An 18,799-nucleotide genomic window follows, 5' to 3' on the forward strand; every position below is an offset into this window, starting at 1 on the left:
TCTGCTCTTTTTGCATTTCCAGCCCCATCTTTGCGATTAATTAACAACCTCAACTTCATGCGCATTTGTGTCATATTTACTGCCTTCAAGTAAGAGATGCATACGAATGCCTACCAAACTAATGGGATCATCATCGCGCGCATGTGGCATCGATGAATGCTCAATATGCGACATATCAATAATCGTTAATGCGCCACTGCCTACAACCTCAATTACGCCATCATCAGCGAGAAATGCGCCAGTGTCTTCATCTATGCCAACACCAGTTACAAAGGGATTATAAGATAATGCCGTTAATAAGCGTCCCAAACGATCTCGTTGTGAGAAATGCTGATCAACGAGTATTTTGTTAGTTAGCCCCAAGCCTGGTGCCATATTGACCATATTATAGCGTGGCATAAAACCAGTCGCACCACCAACAATCATATGCTCAGAGATAAAAGCAGCCCCTGCCGAAGTACCTGCTACATGCACACCCTTGGCATTACAACGACGAATCATACGTGCCACTTTAGTACCACCAAGCACGGTTGATAACAGTAGCTGATTACCACCGGTCATAAAGATCCCCGTTGCTTTTTCAAAGTGCTTAAGATAATCCTCATTATCGGTATCAGCACGCGCTTGAATCTCAAGGCTTACCGCATTTTTAACGCCCAGAGACTTAAAGACTTTGACATATTCGCTGCCCGTATCTGACAACTTAGATGCCGTTGGAATAATCACAATATAGGCATCCTTGTCACCAGCTAATTCGACAAACCGCTGTAAAACCTTAGGGGAAACGAGTTTATCTTCACGTCCACCAATTGGGATAATATATCCCCTTTTTATACCTGAAACTGTTGGTGCAGGCATGCTCACTCCTATTTCTTTATTATTTACAATATGTTTTCACTAAGGCACCAACATCAGCAATCCGATCATGACAACAAAGCACGCAAACATCGCCCTGCTGTAATTGCGGAAGCATTAACTCAGCACCAGATAACTCATCTTCAACTAAACGTATTGTATCTTTTTCCTGACCAAAACGAACCAGTGATGCTGCAATTTGCATGGGAATTTCTCCCTCATTGGCACCACGCAAATATTTCTTAAGCTCTTTGATCACAACTTCATGCGGCTTATACTTAGCAATTACTTTTGAGCTATCATCAATCAAATTAATTCTGTCGCCTGTTGTGCCAAATAACAAACTAAGCTTACCGTCTTTTGTTTGATACGCTTTCGCCAAGGATAAAATCGCTTCAAATCCCGCTGGATTATGTGCAAAATCAATAATCACTTTCGCGCCTGATGTGAGTGTGTAGATATTAGCGCGCCCTTGATTTTCTTTAGCTGTGTTTTGGTAAGCACATAGCGCGGTGGTTATCTTGTCAAAAGAAATACCCAAAGCAAAAGCCAAGGCTATTGCGTGTAAAGCGTTTTCAATATTATGTTTTGCATGACCATTCATTGTCAGTGGCACATCATTAATATTAACTAATGTTTTTTCTTTGCCCTGATGCCACCAGATAAAACAATCATCAGCAACATAACAAGCATGATCATTTATTGTTAATTGGTTTAACACCTGAGGTGATATTTTTGTTTGGCTTATTAAAATTTTAGTATTAGTTAGTTGGCTAGCAAGCTCACGCAAAAGCGTATCATCCATGTTAATCACCGCAAAACTATTTTCTTTGGCTAACGCACGATAAACAATGCATTTGGCATCAAACAAATCATTTAAGGTCTCAACACCATCCTCACCCATATGATCATAAGAGACATTGGTCACTGTTGCTGCTGAAACTTGTGTCTCAATCAAACCACGCTTTAACAATCCACCGCGCGCTGACTCCAAAACAGCCACTTCAACCCCTGAATTAGTCAGCACAAATTGGTGTCCCGTGGGTCCTGAATAATCACCGCGATCAATAATCTCACCATTAATAGCAACCCAATCCGTTGAAGCGTAACCACTTATTTTACCCGCATGTTGACAGATAAAATTCGTCAAGCGCACTGTTGTCGTTTTGCCATTGGTTCCAGTAACTATCACCTGTGGGATATCATAAATGTCCTGCCATGGTAGCGATAAATAATCATCAGTTAATAATGATAACTTATAACGACCAACACCAGAGCCAACATAAGCGTGATCTTCTTCTCTAAAGATATTTAAACCATGTGACTTAGCATTAGCATACAATATACGATAGGCAAGATTTTGCTCTTCTTGAATGGCTTGAAGTAAGCTTGCCTTTTGCGATTCATCCAATGACAAAACATCATTATTTAAGAACTCATAACATGCCGCGTGCCATATGTAATCTATAACATCACAACTAGCAAGCAATATATCACACGGTGCGGTAAACGCTAAACGCAAACCCTCGCTATACGCCTTATGCGCTAGCTTATACTCAGAGAAACCAAGTAAAGGCAACAGTCGTTCACAATTTTCTTGCCATAACTTAATAAGCACCTCTTGATTGGTCTTAAGCGGAATATCAAGCACAACACCGGTTTCATTAAAAAACAAATTAGGTCCAACTAAACGCCTTGAATAGCCTTCAGGAATTTTATGCATCTTTACACCTACTTAATCGGCATCTTCTTCAACAACAGCAACAAGGCGCACACCACGCTCATCGGCAATAATGCCACCTTGCATCATCTGTACAATCTCTTGTGCCAAACCATGATTTTTGCTTAATTCAATGGTTGTATTAGTCTTTGTTGTGACGGTATTTTCCGAAGCCTCATCTTCTTTATTAAAATGAATAATTTGCTTCCAGGTGCGTTTGATGTTATCTGCAAATACCACCAAAAGATCACCGGCATTGGCATGTTGTAATGCATAATCAACTGCTTCTTGCTCGCTTTCAATAATCTGAATGTTATTCTCAGGAATTCCAGCTTCTAGCAATGCCTCTTTTAATTTATATGGAACCTCACCAGACTTGCGCCCTCTTAGACCATCATCTTGCTTACAGATAAACTGATCAAAATAAGGAGCTGCCGCTTTGGCAATATTGGCAATATCCTGATCACGTCTATCCCCGGGAGCTGCAATCACGCAAGTCTTAATGCCCTTAGCATCAATCTGCTCAACCAACTTACCCATTGCTAAAACAGCTGCTGGATTATGGCCATAGTCCATTAATACCTTAAATGGATGCTCATCAAACCAGTTCATGCGTCCTGGCGCTTGATAAAACGAGGTTGTAAAGGTTCTTAATCCATTTTTAATATCATCTAAGCTCATATTCATACTATAAGCAATCGCCACGGCAAACATGGCATTTTGTACATTGTGAACAGCGCGCCCTTCCATGGTTGCAGGAATCAAATGCGTCCATAATACCGGCATGTGAATATGATTATCAAAGATGGTGATCATGTCACCATTAACACCCTTCTCAATGACAACGGCCTTACCCCCTGCGCGAATATGCTCTTTGACCAAAGCATGCTCTGGATTCATCGTCACATACATAATATGCTCAGCTTGTGTATAAGCGGATAGTCTTAAACAATGCGGATCATCGGCATTTAATACAGCGACATCACGTGCTGCATCAGTCACGATACGTTTCACTTCCGCTAATTCTTCTAAGGTATTAATACCCTTAAGCCCCATGTGATCCTCAGCGATATTAATACAAGCACCGACATTACAATAATCATAGCCAAGACCACTTCTAAGCAGACCACCACGCGCCGTTTCAAATACAGCTACATCAACATTAGGGTCACGCAACACCATTTGTGCGGACTTAGGTCCTGTCATGTCGCCTGCGACACTTAATTTACCATTGACATAAACGCCATCGGTTGTGGTAAAGCCCACACATTTACCAGCAATTTTCCACATATGGGCAACCATACGCGTTGTCGTTGTTTTGCCATTCGTGCCAGTAATGGCTGCAACTGGAATGCGTGCGCGCTCTGTATCAGGAAATAACATATCCATCACCGCACCTGCGACATCGCGTGGATAGCCTTCACTTGGTGATACATGCATCCTAAAGCCAGGAGCTGCATTCACCTCACAAATCCCACCTCCCACTTCTTGATAAGACTGGGTGATATCTGGGGATAGGAAATCAACCCCACCAACATCTAAACCAATCGCGGTAACTGCGCGCTCTGCCATCTCACGATTATCCGGATGCACTACATCGGTTAAATCAATCGCCGTACCACCAGTTGAGAGATTCGCTGTTTTGCGTAAATAGAAAATTTCACCCATAGGCAAAACACTCTCTGAGGTTAGTCCGGCTTTTTCTAATAGCGTCAATGCTTGATGGTCAAGCTCAAGACGCGTTAATACCTTCTCATGCCCAACACCACGCCTTGGGTCTTCATTGACAATATCAATTAGTTCCGCAATCGTATGCTCACCATCACCAACAACATGCCCAGGAACGCGTTTTGCCACCGCGACTAATTTACCATTAACAACCAACATGCGATGATCAAAACCTTCGACATACTGCTCTAAAATAACCCAGCGACCATGCTCTTTCGCCACTGCAAATGCTTGTTTTAAGGTTTCATCATCTTGAATATTAATGCTTATACCACGACCATGATTACCATTTAACGGTTTAACGACTAGTGGATAACCTAAGTGACGGGCAACAGATAACGCATCACTTTCATAGCGCACACTGCGTTGCTTAGGCACAGGCAAGCCTAAGCCATTTAAAATCGTATTGGTTTGCTCTTTATCACAAGATATCTCAACGGCAATATGTTTGGTCTCTCCAGTAATCGTCGCTTGAATACGTTTTTGGTACTTGCCATGACCGAATTGCACTAAAGACTGGTCATTTAATCGAATATACGGGATATCGCGCTTTGTCGCGGCTTCCACTAATGATCCAGTACTTGGACCAAACTCTTTACTTTGGGCAAACTTAATAAAGCGAATCTTCTCGTTTTCAAAATCAAAATCTTTAAGATCAACATTAAGCGCTTGCTGTAGCTCCTGAGGTAATAGCGAAATCAGTAAATCACGTGCTAAGAAGCTCGCCTGCAAACCAACATCTTTTTGCTTATACTCAAACACCATATTGTATTGTCTTGGCTCACCAGTGCTGCGCGTTTTGCCAAAGCTTACATTGCTACCTGCAACATCCTGAAGCTCAATTGCTACATGCTCCCAAATATGCCCCATCCATGTACCTTCATCTTCACGCATGCGTCGTATAAAACCACCTGGCTCACGATATGAGCAACCATGCTCTTTCAGCCCCGGAAGCGCCTCAACCAAGGCATCAATAAAATCAGCACCAAGCTTTGCCGATGGCCACCCTTCTAAAATACCCAAGTCAATAACATGTCTTATGACCGGAAAGCTGGCATAGATGTTTGGTCCAATATAGACATTCGTGGATAGTATTTGCATCGCATTCTCCCTGTTTGTAATTTTTCTCCAAAGACACTGGTTGTTAGGATAATCAAAGTTAAACCCTTTGTATAGCAGACATTGACGCTTCCTGTATCAGAATTTTTGTATTTTGCAATTTTAATGATTAAGAAGACAACAGGCTGAAGATATTTCATGCAAAACAAGCTAATTGGTTTCCCAGTATTTTTCCCAGTGGATCAAAACCTCATGCCAACATACCATAAATAAACAGCAAAATGAGTTTGCTTTAATCACAAAATAAGGAGCTTTTTATGAGTGTTGCTACAGTTCATGGGGTATCTAGCAATTCAGGCATAAGTATAGAAGATCATATTGAAGATTTTTGTTATAAACTAAATATCGTCGCTATTTGCTATAACGATTTAGGGGAACCCATTAAGACCACAGCAAATTTTGATCTAATTAATTTGCCATTAAATGAATTTCACAGCTTAGTTTCATTTGAGAGTCTATCGCGCTTAGGCACCCAGTACATAACACATGAAGCAAATAACCAAGTGTTCACATTACGCTTGAATGTCATTTATCAATGTAAACATCATTATTGGATAGGTATTAATATTGCTGAGCTTATGAAGCTACCTAAATCTTATCAACAAATTTTAAAACATTTTGCCAAGCAAATCCCTATTGCCAATTACGTCAAAGATGCAAAAGGCATTTATATGTACGGCAATGAGTATGTGTGCCATCTTGCAGATGTAAAAAGCATCAACAATAAAACCGATCATGACCTCATCTGGCATAATCATGCAAAGAGCCTTACCCAAAATGATTACAAGGTTATTGGCGATATTGCACCGAATTACTTTTTTGAAACCGTTACCATTGACAACAAACAAACAACGTTCTTATCAATCAAAACAAGTGATGGCTTAGATCTTTACGGCTCATCAATCAATCTTAGCTTTATTCATGCCAAACTTTTACAGCAAATGGAGCAAATTCCGATTGATGTCAATGATACATCACTCTCGCCACAGGAGTTTGAATGCGCTTACTGGATGTCTCAAGGCAAAAGTGCTTGGGAGATCGCACAACTGACAAATCGTTCACAAAAAACAGTTGAATGGTATCTTGCAAAGCTTAGAAAAAAACTACACTGTAAAAAAGCATCAAGCCTTGCTTTTTTGCTTGGAAAATATCACACCAACTTTGTTAAACATTGATATCTTGTGTAACGCCATGATCAATAAAACAACTACCACGCAGTGTTATATCGATTTTTGTCAAAATATGCAAATTCCGCTTATCGTCTGTCGACACGATTTTTCTGTGGCATATTATAACCTGTATATTCCGCATATTTTTGATGACTCCCTACAACGAGAATTAAACCTAAACGCCACGCATATCAAATTACTCGCTAAAGGTGAGACTTTCTATAGTATGATTGCCAACAAAACGTATGATTTCAAATTGCGCTGGGATTTGCTTAGTAGTGATCACGAATATTATTGCTTTAGTATTCGTATCGTTACTAAATATCTGAAAAATACCCACATGAAACTTACCAGCTTATTTGAGACACTACCAATATCAACCTTTATGAAAACCGCGCAAGGTGTTTATGTTTACAGCAATACTTATCATAACCGACTCGCAGGGTTTGACTCTCTTATTGGGCGCTCACATTATGATGCTTTTGGTGATGAAGATGGCAATAAAATAGCACAAAATGATTTAAAACTTTTGCAAACCAAATCTAGTCTTTTTGTATATGAACACGTGCATAACGCACTTGTGCTCACCATGAAGTTTTATACCACCATCGATGGTCAAGATTATATTTATGGTGCTGCCCTTAATATGTCCAAAGCACATGAAGCACTACTGGCATCTGAGGTTGCTCAAGCAGACGCCCCTGACATTGATATTAATTTAACGGAGTCTGAAATTCGTTGTGTTAACTTCATGGTTAAAGGTCATACTGCATCGACCATTGCCAATCAATTAAATATATCCCATAAAACCGTCGAATTTCATTTAGATAATGCCAAGCGCAAACTAAATTGTTATAAGACCAGTAAGTTAGCATTTATGATTGGCAAATATCACGCCCACTTTATGAAGTAATAAAAGTGATAAAATTTTAGAATATTTACCGCGATTATAATTTTCACAATCATATGTTGACTGCTGTTGAACGCTTATTTTATCAAGCTTTTTAGGTGTTTTTATGAAAATTTTACAGCGTGTTTTTTTAGCGCTATAATCCGCCAAAAATATCACCTACATACTTAATTTATGGACACCCGACAGACTATTATTTCGTTCTGTGACAATATGCATATCCCACTCATTATTAGCACACCAAACTTAAATATTACATTTTATAATGACTACGCCAAGATGCTGTTAGATTTACCCATCAACTTACGTCATACTGCTGATAACATTGAAAAGCTACTAACACATTCCCACAATGAGCTTACAAGTTATGATAATACGACGGATGAAACACTCACATTAAGATGGTATCAACATCATCAAGGTATCAGCGAACGTTATATTAGTATTAAAGTCGTAAAACGTGAAAAGCGTAATCATGGTGACAAACAAACGATAAAACAACTGATTGCGCACCTACCAGCTTCAGTGCTTATTAAGGATCAATCTGGTAGCTATTTGTATGCTAATGAATACCATACACAAGCCGCCAGAGCAACAAGCATTGTTGGGCGTAAAGATGTCGATTTACCGTGGTGTGAATCAGCGCATAAGTTTCGTGAGCATGACGCATTTTGCTTTACTAAAAATGAAAATGAGCCCTACTATTTTGTTGAGCAGCAAGCGTATCGTAACGATAATAACCAACTCATTCACAACACCATGCTTTGTGCAACGCATCATAAAAATAATCAACTTTATGGGTTTTCGATGAATCTGCGCGATATTCACCAAAGTCTTTTTGTAAAATATGCACAAACCACAGGAGCCACTGACGCTAATATCGACTTATCAACGCGTGAAATGGAATGTATTAATTGGCTTGTCGAGGGGAAATCCAGCAGTGAAATCGCCACTATCTTAGCGATATCACGCAAAACCGTTGAGTGGCATATTGCCAATATCAAACAAAAATTTGGCTGCTATAAATTAACAAAACTTGCCTTTTTAATCGGCAAGTTTCATGGGTATTTTATTGAGAGGGATGTTGCAAGCTGAAAAATTATTATACGTCAGTTTCCAAGAATCTAGTTGTCCCCTGAACTCTAGCAACTGTTCCTCGAACTCCAGAAATATAATCTGTTATACAGTTTTCAATTCTCTGCATAAAGTAACGAGGGATCTCACGATCTCCAAATAATGGTTGATTCATACTTCTGGACACAGACTGATAACTTACATGCCCACCTTGATCAAGTCCCACGGAAAAGCCCGCAAATACATCATCATTTGGTCTCTCAATATATTTTTTAAACACTTCATGTGATGAGTAAGCTTTTGAATTTCCAGTGCGTGCATCATGTACTTCAGTTATTCTCGGCAAAAATTCAAGTCTTTTTTGAACTGCTTCCATATAAGTATCACACCTATTAAATCTTTTTATTAAACGTTCATCACTTGGTGGGTCATAAGGTGCTCTCAAACCCACTAAGCTATAGTACTTATTCATATGAGTATTTCCATCTAATGAATTTGTCATCTTCCAAACATACTGTTGATAGCCTGGAAAAAGATGTATATCCCCATTTCTCATATTAATTAAGCCGACAAGTGGAAACCCTTGAGCAAAATGTTTATCAATCATTCGCGTAGAATCTCTTGTTAGTTGAACGGTATTTGGTAAACGCACCCTCATATTTGCGCGATAAACTGGATGCCTTCTTGGATCATGACGATTAAATCCTAACATATTTACTCCTTGGTCTATTTTCTTATTTATTTTTTGATTTAGATTTACTTTCACTTATATTCGCAAGCGAATTAGCCCTAGCTAACTAGATTATGTCTGCTATTTCTTTAATTCCTCTATCATTAGGCATGTAAACTATTTCCAATATACTTCTTCAGGGAGAATTCATATAATCTAAAGATTATGAACTCTGATCAAATAAAAACAGCTAGTAAAAATACCAATCAAATGAAGTGTGCTAATACATACCTGTAATCTAAAAATATTTAGGAAAATCACTAGTTATTATAAAACCAAAAAAGAAGTAAGATGTTGATTCTGACTGTTGTCATGCCACTATAAAACCAGCAGCTTATTTAAATTTTGAGAGGTTATCTATGGCATTTAATTATAAAAAGATTCCACCGGAATGGCTACACTGCACAGAAGATAAAAAGACTCGTGATGCATACTACTATCATATTACTCGCTTATCTACATTTAGAGAATTCATAGAACATTCTGGACTTACTACGTCATACAATCGCACTTTCAAACTTCATGAAAATGAAAATGGTGCATTGGCTGAAGGTAAAACTAGGCGAATTCAAGAAAGCTATAATCGATTATTGAAAGAATGCAGTCAAATGCTTATGGATGCAGATATCCCAACAAACGAGCTAAGTCATAAAGTATCTGAATTTATTAACAACCCTATATTTGATAGGATGGTTAAAAGCTATCAAACCCACGACTTAAATCTGCAAAATTTAGCAAAAAATGGACTCTATTGCTCAGACTTTGTAGCAGATCTTGAATGTGCGTTTAAAAATGATATTAACCAAATTATTGTCAATAAACAGACACTTACCAGACGACACAGAAAAAAACCAATTAATTTAACTATTTTTTGCCAGCTTCCTACTGATTCATTTGAGCACTTTCAATTAGCATTCGACACCCTTCCCAAATTTAAAAAAAATAAAATTAAAGATGCTTACATCAGCCTCATGAGGCTGTATGAGATGGTGAAAGAAAATAAACAACGCCAAAGTATATTACAAACATTAATATATGATAACCCTAATTCTACCTTTGCTCTAGCCTGTATGGTATTGGCTAAGTTAAAATGGAATGCCGAAGCTTATATGTGTGCTACGCATATATATTTCTTTGATCTATATGGATTAAAAGATAATTTTTTTACCTATGCAACAAACCATCTTCAAGGTGATGATATTGTGCTGATACGCGTCAAGAAAAAAGATACACTTGTCATTCCTGACCCCCAACAGTTTTTACCCCATCCCTATGTGTCAAGATAGTTGTCGTCTAGCTTTTCTCATTACGCCTAATACGTTACTAATTTGCTTATTTGTGTTCTTATTTCAGAGACTGTGGGAATATGTTCACGCTTAATATTGAAGTTAACTACATTTCTCATCCACTCCAAGACTCTAGGCACATCGCGATTCCTTGAGAAAGATTTAGGTTGTCCTACATTCCGGTTAAAAGCTCCTTCAATTAATACTGGGAAGGAGCTGCTATCTTTATAAGCATAAACATAATTAGCTCCATTAAGATATGTTCTATCTTCAAGCTTTGCCATTTCGCTATCTAAAGATGAGTCTACTTTTTTATATATCTGATCAATCTGCCTCCATTGTTCGCTACTCTGGCTAATGCTATCCATTTTTTCCTGCAGTTTATCCAACTGTTCAATATAAAGTGAAGATTTTTCACCATGCTTAAAGTTATATTCTCGACTATTCCAAGGTGCAAATTTTTCTGCATGCACTATTTCAGGCATACCAAAAACAAAGCATTGCTGCACTTTAAATTCAGCTCGATTTAGAATAGTTGACGCAACAAAGTAGCCCAAAGAATCAAATGAATCATTCGCAAACATTGCATAACAAATTGATAAATCTATAAAAACATAAGTATATTGGCTAATAATTGGTTCTAAACATGTGATTAAATTTACAAATGGAAAGCCCATTCCTTTATCTGTAAAAACATATGGACTATGAGATAGTTTTGCTGATCCATGTCCACCAATAATTAAATATAAGCAATCATCCTTTGCAAGGTAGTCTCTCCGCTCTATCTTTTTTGACTGAAGAATATCATTAATATCAACTTCTATACTTAATCCGAATCTCATATTTGGATTGTTAAAAGTTTTTTTATCTACAAAAGCAATGCTTATCTGATCCATCTTTTTGCTACCAATATGTTATAAAACATGTCACTTAGCATATCAATCTTTAAAAACCCGATCAGCTAGTAAAAACACCAATAACAATCTAGGAAATACACTTCAAGAAACATTAATTTAAGACAAAATGAGCATGATATTTTATGGTTTAAAACAAATCCATCACATCAAAACCAAAGTGATCATTGATTTTTTGGTGTGCATTTTTAGCATGATGCCAATTAAGCTTGCTTTGGCTCCATTGCTCAACCTTCTGCTGATTTGGTTTGCCAAAATTATTATTACTTGGATCGCAATACATAGCCAGATAAAAGGCTAATGAGCCTTCTTGCTTAGCATTAGGCAAGTATGGATAAAAAGCTTGATAGGCATTTTTAAAGCTCTCAACATAGTAAAAAATATTCATCATTCTATCTTGGGCATTAATAGGATCACTACCTGAGCCATGCATGTAATTCCCATACTCTTGCGCCACTAACATCAAACTATTGTATGTATAAAAACGAAGTAAATAGGCACGAATTTGCCCACTGATCCCATGGCGATGTATCCAACCATAACCTTCTGACTTAAATGCCATATCAATTAATTTACCCAATACTTTACTTGCCTGATTAATAACGGGAATATTGTTTGATATTGCTTTAAGTCCACTAATTACGTATGGCACAGGATTATTACCAATTGCCCCACCTTTTAGAATACCCTCGGTTTCAGGGGCGTTTTTTAGATCATGCTCAGCATAAGCTGATAAAGCACCAATATCCGCTACTGAGCGATTGCTTGGCGCTTTTATCCCCGTATTATTAGCAAACTTCGTTATATATTCATCAATTGCCCATGTCAAACTAGCACAAACACCAACAAAATTCTGAGTCTTAAGCGATGCGCTGGAGCTTGAGTTTGGTAGAGCTAAATCATCGATATAACTTGATGCTGTATCAAAACGGATCTTTTTAAATAGTGTCAACTCGTCTTCATTAAAAAACTTTTGAAGATCTTCTACAGCGCATTTGCTCAGTGCACAGTAACACATATACTGCATTTTCTGTTGATCATTCAGATCTGCATATGCTGTTATTTGAGAGGTTTTAACCGCTTGAAAAGTATTACTATTTGCCCCATTTAATAAAGTCATCATCGCTTTGATTAAGGTTGATAAATCAACTTTATGACTTGTTTTAACCAAAGCAATACACTTCAAGTACTGTGTCAGATTAAATGCCTGGGCATCATGATTTTGTGGCGTGATGATCACATGCGACGCCTCTGATAAGAGGCTATGACAAACCATGGTAATCATTGAGCTTATCGTGCTACTGGAACGCTTTGATTCAATCTCCAAAAATTGTTTTAATACTTCTTTGACATACGAGGCTTGATCTGAGATAGGCATGGTCATCTTTTTCTGCCAATTTAATGCCCGTGCAACACTGCTTTGTGATATATGATGCAAGCTATAGCCAAATTGTGTAGCTCCAGATAAAAATTCATTCAGTCTCGATTTATTGGATTGTATCTTATATAAATCGATATAAAAATTAAGCCCATTTAAAAATGCTTGCTTAACCTTCTCAGCTGATCGGAAAGCTTTTAACTTTATATAGATCATATTCCCTCTCTTTGGTAATAATGGATATTCAGCTCAAGCCCGAATAGGACAACTCGCGGTTATTCTCGGACTTGATCCAAGAATCTAAAAAACACCTAAAATAATATGTGCATAACTTTATTGCTTTAAAAAATCATTTAACCCCAATCTGGTGCATTACATACTGATACAGTGCTTTTTGTACCTGATACGTTGGGTGAACATGATCCCAGAAGACATAGCGCCATGGGTCATTACACATTTGTCCACTGGTTGAAGCCATAATCGTTGCTTTGATATCAGCAGATAACGGTACTTTATTAACGTACTCTAGATTATTTTCACCTGTTGCATTCTTCATTAACAACATTCGATAAAAAGCATTTGGATCCTCAGATTCGGCATTTAAATGTGTTGCAAAATATCCACCTTGCCAACAAGATTGCCCTATGACCTTAGGATCTAGCCGCGTGTGATAGGTTTGATTGAACTGCTCTGGGTCTTTTAACATTGATTCAAACATCGCATCAATACCAATAAATTTAACATTGCTTTGAGAGGCTGCAAACTGCTTTAACAAGTTGTTGTGTAGATTGCTCATATAACTTAACACAGATTCATTGCCTAGCTCTTTTGATTCAATGGTTAAAGCTAGATTTGGCAGCCCAATAATTAACGCATTATCTGCACCAACTTCGCCAATTGAGGAAATAATCTTACCCACAACCTGACTCACCGCATGATCCATTGCCTCTTTACTCATCGATTTATCGGCGGTGAGATAGTCATTGGCACCAATAAAGAAGATTGCCAGTTTATTCTCACCTTGTGACCAGCTTTGCTTATCTAACTGATACATTTTAACTTCTGCCGCTAGATTATAAGGCAAGCCTTGGCTCGCCCAGCTTGGTGCTAATACAACCGTGGCACCACCAACTGAGTAGTTACTAACCTCAACGCCATAAGGCTTAAGCATATTTTTAAGCTGCACTGCCCATACATTGCCATTAGAAAACATGCCAGTATAGTATGGGATGGATTTTGGAATTAATCCGCCTGAGAACTTATAAATATTGCCTTGATCACTTAAACTATCGCCAAAAATTAAGACACGATTGACATGTTCAAGCGCACTTCCCTTGATGCTTAATGCGCTTGAGCAAGCAGACACGGTAAAGCTTGGAATATTATAGTTACCTGACAAGGTGTAACTATGCCATGATTTTTGATAATCCTGAGCAAGATTACCATGCTCAACCTCAATCTCACCATTGAGCTTCTTAAAGGTTGCATTATTACTTGTCCAACCATTATTTAACAAGTACTGGACGCTGCCTGATCGTGCCTTGGCATCTGTAGAAGGCGCAAAAGATATATGAATATCTGAAGTCGTATGGCTCAATGTATTGCTATTAGTATATCTATCGGCTAAGTGGTATTGATTGGGCGAAACTTCTGTACTGAAACTTGATCCGGCATTATCGCCATCTATTTTAAAAGTCACTGGATAAGGGCAATTATTCTCTAAGATCAATTCTGATCTTGCATCAGCATTACTTAATGCAGCACATCCCATTAAAGATAATGCCATAACGGCTGATAATGATTTTTTATTTGTACGAAACATATATGACTCCTTCCTAGATTTTAACAAACATTGATGCGTACTTTTGGCGTGCCACTTGGACGGTTCCACCAAGTTGATGTCTCATTGAGATTTTCTGTCCACCAATCATAAACAGACATTGTCAGCGCACCTTGTAAAGGTGCAACATACATGGTATTAGTCCACAGCCCTGGCGTTAATGTCAAGCGGATTTTGCCGATGATATTGACAATCGAATCCCCCGATTCTTTAACCGTAATTTCTTCATTTAACGGTGGTGAATCATAACTTGCTGTTGCAATTTGCCCTAATGACACCTCGCTATCTTGCGCAATAACTTTTTTTAAGTGTGTTTCTTTCGCTGTCACTTCAATCGGATTAACACAATTGTTTTTAACCATGACATCAATTCCAACATTCGCCAAGGCTGCCACAGGTAACAAACAGCCTAAACTATATATATGTTTCATCTTCATTTTGCTCTCCTTAACTGACGATATGCTCGATAATATCCTGATAATCACTATTGTTTTTGATGTAGTGATAATTAAATGACAGCAGTCCTCCATAGCCATAAGTATTGTAAGGATCCCATAGATAAACCGTAGCATTCTTTGTTGGAAGACCATTGATACCCAAACTTAGCGCCTCAAATTGCAAACCATCTTGTGATAACTGATCAAAGGTTAAATAGTAATAATGACCATTGAAATTAAACTCATCTGCGTTCTGTGCATAGAAATCTTGGTTATCATAACGCTTGCCAAGCTTAGCAACAGGCGCAATCCCTTGATAAATATAATTACTCTGCGTGCCAAAATCTCCAGATAATAACACACGCTTTTGAGCACTTGCGCCTGCTTGATCAACAGAGTTTTTCACGGCCACAATCCAACTTTGATTACTTGGTAGCAATGATGTCCATGGATAAAGCGCATATTGTTTGAAGTTATTTTTTAACACACCGACATGCTTAAATAGCTCTAGCTCACTAAGGGAGGACTTATCATATGTGGCAAGCTTCACATCCGCATTACAATGATCAAAACCTGACTCACCCATACATTGATTTAAATTGTGCTCAATGGTGGTCATATTACTTTTAGCAGTTTCTTTAAAGTGGGTCAATATGCGACGCAGATCACTACCATCCTCTGTGAGACTTGATAAACTTTGTGCTGCCGAATAAATGCTTGCCTGCGCATTGTATAAATCAAAGAGCTTTTTTGATTTCTCATCAAAATACTCTGGTGCCTTGGCATCCTCAACAATACTACTACTGTCAATCTCTGAAGGTAACCCGATATTAACCGCACCCGCTGATTTTAACTGTGAATACGTTTTCGCTTTGTCAATTTGCTGTAACTGATACGAATAACCCGTGGTTGTTTTATCATCAGCAATATACTCCATAATCGCATTGGCAACCCCAATACACTTATCCATGTTATCGGCATTACAATATAAAAATCCGTCTTTAACGCCCGCTTTATTTAGAATCGAATTAATTGATGATGGATTGCCGCCAACTTGCTTAATCGTAATGCTAATGCTCGTCTTAAGACCAAGATTTTTTGATGCTGCTTTGACACTCATCAATGCATCAACAAAGGTGGCATAGCTGATATTAAGTTGCGATTTAAACTCACTCATAGCAACAGAAGATTCCATATCAATATTGATTGACGCTAACAAATATGAACCTAATGACTGCCCAACGACAATGCTACTACCACAGCGTTTTGCAAATAACTGCGGTGTCTGGCGATACATCTGACCGTCTTGATTGAGTTTCACACGTGAATTTAAACGCACTTTGCGATAGGTTTTTGATAAAAAAGTAAGCCTTAATGCGTTACTTTTATTTTGCTGTGAACTCAGATAGGAGGCCTGCAAACTACCCGATAGTAATCCGTAATTACCTTTAATTGTTGAGTTGATATTAAGCTCCTGGGCAAGCTCTTGTTCTTCTTTTATAAATTTCAAGCTCAGACTCCCTTCAGAAACACCAAAAGAAACCTCATCATCTTTGGGTAACTCGATACAATTAACCGCCGCTAATGCATTATCTAGCGGCATGACACCAACACCAAGCTCAGCATAGTCAATCACCGCCAGTGGGCTGCCTACAAGTGATTTGGACTGCATGATATTAGTTTGATCACCCTCTATATGATGACGGATCGTTTGATATTGTTTAATAAGCTCAGTCGCATTGCTAATACTTACACCTGAGATCATTGCTAATGCAATTAATGTTATATTCCTTATCATTTCCATTCTCCTTTTATAACGATATCTTATTTACTATTACCCCTATTGCTCTCTCCTGAGAAATTCTGAGAAATTACTTCAATTAGTCTGATATTTAGGAAATTATAAAATCATTAATAAACAAGCTGGCTTTCTAAGGCAAAATGATCCGATAAATCAAGCATCCCATAAGGTGCATACGGCACTTTAAGCCCACCATCATACATCGCATTCTCATCTGGCGCCCTTAACACCAAAATTTGTGAGGTTTGTGTAATTGGTTGCTCATAATCCTTGATTGCTAAAATATAATCCAACATTTCGCGTGAGTCATCGGTATTCATCTTATTCTTAATGAAGTCAGATGAGTAAGGTACTAGTGCTTGATTAATCCAATGCGCTGCTTGCAATACGTGCGGCATGATATTGCGATTATACTGTACTTTATCCTTTTCCCACCAGTTTATATTTAGGTCTCCTGCCAATAATACTGGCTCAGTATTTGGAATATTTCTACTTTGAATAAAGCTATATATTTGTTGAAATTGTCGATCTCGTGCTGCAATCGCCTTTTCATCATTCCATGCTTGAGTATGTGTACCAAAGATATTGTAAAGCTTACCTTTTTTATTGATTTTAACCCACTGAATCGCCTTGTGAGCACCACAATCTGAACCAGTACAATCACTATAGATCAGTGCATCGTTTTGCACAATTGGCCAACGGCTAAATATAACCACACCACTGGTTAGCCTTGGATCAACTTCACTGGGATAAACTGGACCATAATGGTAAGGGTAAGATTTGCTCATTCCGGCAATAAAGTGCTCACGATGCGCTTTGTCAAATAACTCCTCAGCCACAACAACATCATAATGCTGAATTTTAGTAGGGATAATCGTTGCCCTTTCACTGGCCATATTCATACGCGTATTCCCTACGGCAAAGTAAAAAGGATTTAACTGCACATTATAGGTTAAAACATTTAATACATTAGCTTCTTCATTAACTTCAGATGCCAATGACTGCTGTGGCGCATCAAGCACAAAGAAAATATCATCGGTACTTTGCACACTAGCGCCGTGATGTACAATACCTACATACAAATTAAAAGCCTGTCCATCATGTGTAAATATCTCTTTTTTGCTAATAAGCTGAGTATTATAAGGAAAGCTTCCTGGTGTTGGTTTGCGATCAAAAAGTGTTATTTTGCTACGCCCATCATCAGTGTGCACTTCGCTATCAGAAGACATAACACTAGAGCCCACCCAGTCCCCTCTAACACATAGATTAAAATCAATATGATTAAATGCTTTTTGATGACTTAGATCCGTTAATGTACTGACAAAACAATATGTCTGACCATTTTTAATCCCTTCGTTATAGTTAATATCAAATAAAGGTGCATACCCATAAGGTGAAATATCATTATCATATCCCTTGTACGCACTGGTAGAAATTGCTTGTGATGATGCACCGGCATTGAAAGAGGAATGCGCTTTTACTGCCCTATTTGTATTATTAATAAACTCAATATGATATTCCGCATATGACAAACCGCTACATAATAAACTGAATATTAAGATAGATTTTTTCATCATTGTTTCCTTTTATCCTTTTTTATTTTCAACCCATCATTGGTTTAATAAAACTCTAATCACTTAAAAAATTTTAAATAACTAGTAAAAGCACTCAATAGTTAAAAAATTACATAATTTAGGGTTTTTCCCTGTTAATCATTTATCGGTTTTTGACTACCTTAGCACTGTCCGTCAAATTCATAAATTATTTATGCGCTTGGATGGCATACGCAGCTACACACAACATGTGGCATTTATAAATTAATAAAAAAGGAAAGAAGT

14 protein-coding genes are annotated in these 18,799 nt (G+C 37.9%); 4 read left to right on the plus strand and 10 right to left on the minus strand.

Translation table 11 applies throughout. The annotated features are described in order from the left end of the window. Nucleotides 1-36: 36 nt before the first annotated feature. From F3D68_RS05610 to cphA, 3 genes are read right to left on the minus strand one after another with little or no spacing between them, the layout of a single operon-like run. Entirely contained in the window at nucleotides 37-858 is an 822-nt protein-coding gene (locus tag F3D68_RS05610; RefSeq protein ID WP_151193467.1) for a cyanophycinase, read from the minus strand. 19 nt (nucleotides 859-877) lie between these two features. Continuing rightward, on the minus strand, nucleotides 878-2,578 hold the full coding sequence (locus F3D68_RS05615; protein WP_151193468.1) for a Mur ligase family protein: 1,701 nt from the start codon (nucleotides 2,576-2,578) through the stop codon (nucleotides 878-880). A gap of 12 nt (nucleotides 2,579-2,590) precedes the next feature. Further along, complete coding sequence (gene cphA, locus F3D68_RS05620) at nucleotides 2,591-5,404, minus strand: cyanophycin synthetase (RefSeq protein WP_151193469.1); 2,814 nt, start codon at nucleotides 5,402-5,404, stop codon at nucleotides 2,591-2,593. Nucleotides 5,405-5,679: 275 nt separating this feature from the next. Between cphA and F3D68_RS05625 the strand changes: the two genes are divergently transcribed. From F3D68_RS05625 to F3D68_RS05635, 3 genes are all read left to right on the plus strand, one after another. Then, on the plus strand, nucleotides 5,680-6,597 hold the full coding sequence (locus F3D68_RS05625) for a helix-turn-helix transcriptional regulator (RefSeq protein WP_151193470.1): 918 nt from the start codon (nucleotides 5,680-5,682) through the stop codon (nucleotides 6,595-6,597). A 16-nt stretch (nucleotides 6,598-6,613) separates the two neighbouring features. Next, nucleotides 6,614-7,504 (plus strand): PAS and helix-turn-helix domain-containing protein, encoded by an 891-nt coding sequence (locus F3D68_RS05630; protein WP_151193471.1) that lies wholly within the window; start codon nucleotides 6,614-6,616, stop codon nucleotides 7,502-7,504. Between the two features lie 210 nt (nucleotides 7,505-7,714). Beyond that, nucleotides 7,715-8,596 (plus strand): helix-turn-helix domain-containing protein, encoded by an 882-nt coding sequence (locus tag F3D68_RS05635; protein WP_191092718.1) that lies wholly within the window; start codon nucleotides 7,715-7,717, stop codon nucleotides 8,594-8,596. A 7-nt stretch (nucleotides 8,597-8,603) separates the two neighbouring features. Here the strand turns inward: F3D68_RS05635 and F3D68_RS05640 are convergent, their stop codons facing one another. Further along, nucleotides 8,604-9,287, minus strand: coding sequence for a hypothetical protein (locus F3D68_RS05640; RefSeq protein WP_151193473.1), 684 nt, complete (start codon nucleotides 9,285-9,287; stop codon nucleotides 8,604-8,606). A 377-nt stretch (nucleotides 9,288-9,664) separates the two neighbouring features. Here F3D68_RS05640 and F3D68_RS05645 point away from each other — a divergent pair, with 377 nt between their 5' ends. After that, nucleotides 9,665-10,591: a hypothetical protein gene (locus F3D68_RS05645; protein ID WP_151193474.1), complete on the plus strand. Its 927-nt coding sequence runs from the start codon at nucleotides 9,665-9,667 to the stop codon at nucleotides 10,589-10,591. A gap of 26 nt (nucleotides 10,592-10,617) precedes the next feature. Here the strand turns inward: F3D68_RS05645 and F3D68_RS05650 are convergent, their stop codons facing one another. From F3D68_RS05650 to F3D68_RS05675, 6 genes are all read right to left on the minus strand, one after another. Next, on the minus strand, nucleotides 10,618-11,487 hold the full coding sequence (locus tag F3D68_RS05650) for a hypothetical protein (RefSeq protein ID WP_151193475.1): 870 nt from the start codon (nucleotides 11,485-11,487) through the stop codon (nucleotides 10,618-10,620). 148 nt (nucleotides 11,488-11,635) lie between these two features. Next, nucleotides 11,636-13,099, minus strand: a complete 1,464-nt coding sequence (locus tag F3D68_RS05655) for a hypothetical protein (RefSeq protein WP_151193476.1) — start codon at nucleotides 13,097-13,099, stop codon at nucleotides 11,636-11,638. A 133-nt stretch (nucleotides 13,100-13,232) separates the two neighbouring features. Continuing rightward, a complete protein-coding gene (locus F3D68_RS05660) occupies nucleotides 13,233-14,705 on the minus strand; it encodes an SGNH/GDSL hydrolase family protein (RefSeq protein ID WP_151193477.1) in 1,473 nt (490 codons plus the stop codon). Between the two features lie 20 nt (nucleotides 14,706-14,725). Then, nucleotides 14,726-15,160 carry a hypothetical protein gene (locus F3D68_RS05665; protein WP_151193478.1) on the minus strand — a complete coding sequence of 145 codons (435 nt, stop codon included), beginning with the start codon at nucleotides 15,158-15,160 and terminating at the stop codon, nucleotides 14,726-14,728. A 10-nt stretch (nucleotides 15,161-15,170) separates the two neighbouring features. Next, a complete protein-coding gene (locus F3D68_RS05670) occupies nucleotides 15,171-16,958 on the minus strand; it encodes a hypothetical protein (protein WP_151193479.1) in 1,788 nt (595 codons plus the stop codon). A gap of 113 nt (nucleotides 16,959-17,071) precedes the next feature. Beyond that, nucleotides 17,072-18,538 carry a sphingomyelin phosphodiesterase gene (locus F3D68_RS05675; protein ID WP_151193480.1) on the minus strand — a complete coding sequence of 489 codons (1,467 nt, stop codon included), beginning with the start codon at nucleotides 18,536-18,538 and terminating at the stop codon, nucleotides 17,072-17,074. Nucleotides 18,539-18,799 lie beyond the last annotated feature (261 nt).

This window comes from Cysteiniphilum sp. JM-1 (assembly GCF_008711525.1).
GTDB lineage: Bacteria > Pseudomonadota > Gammaproteobacteria > Francisellales > Francisellaceae > Caedibacter.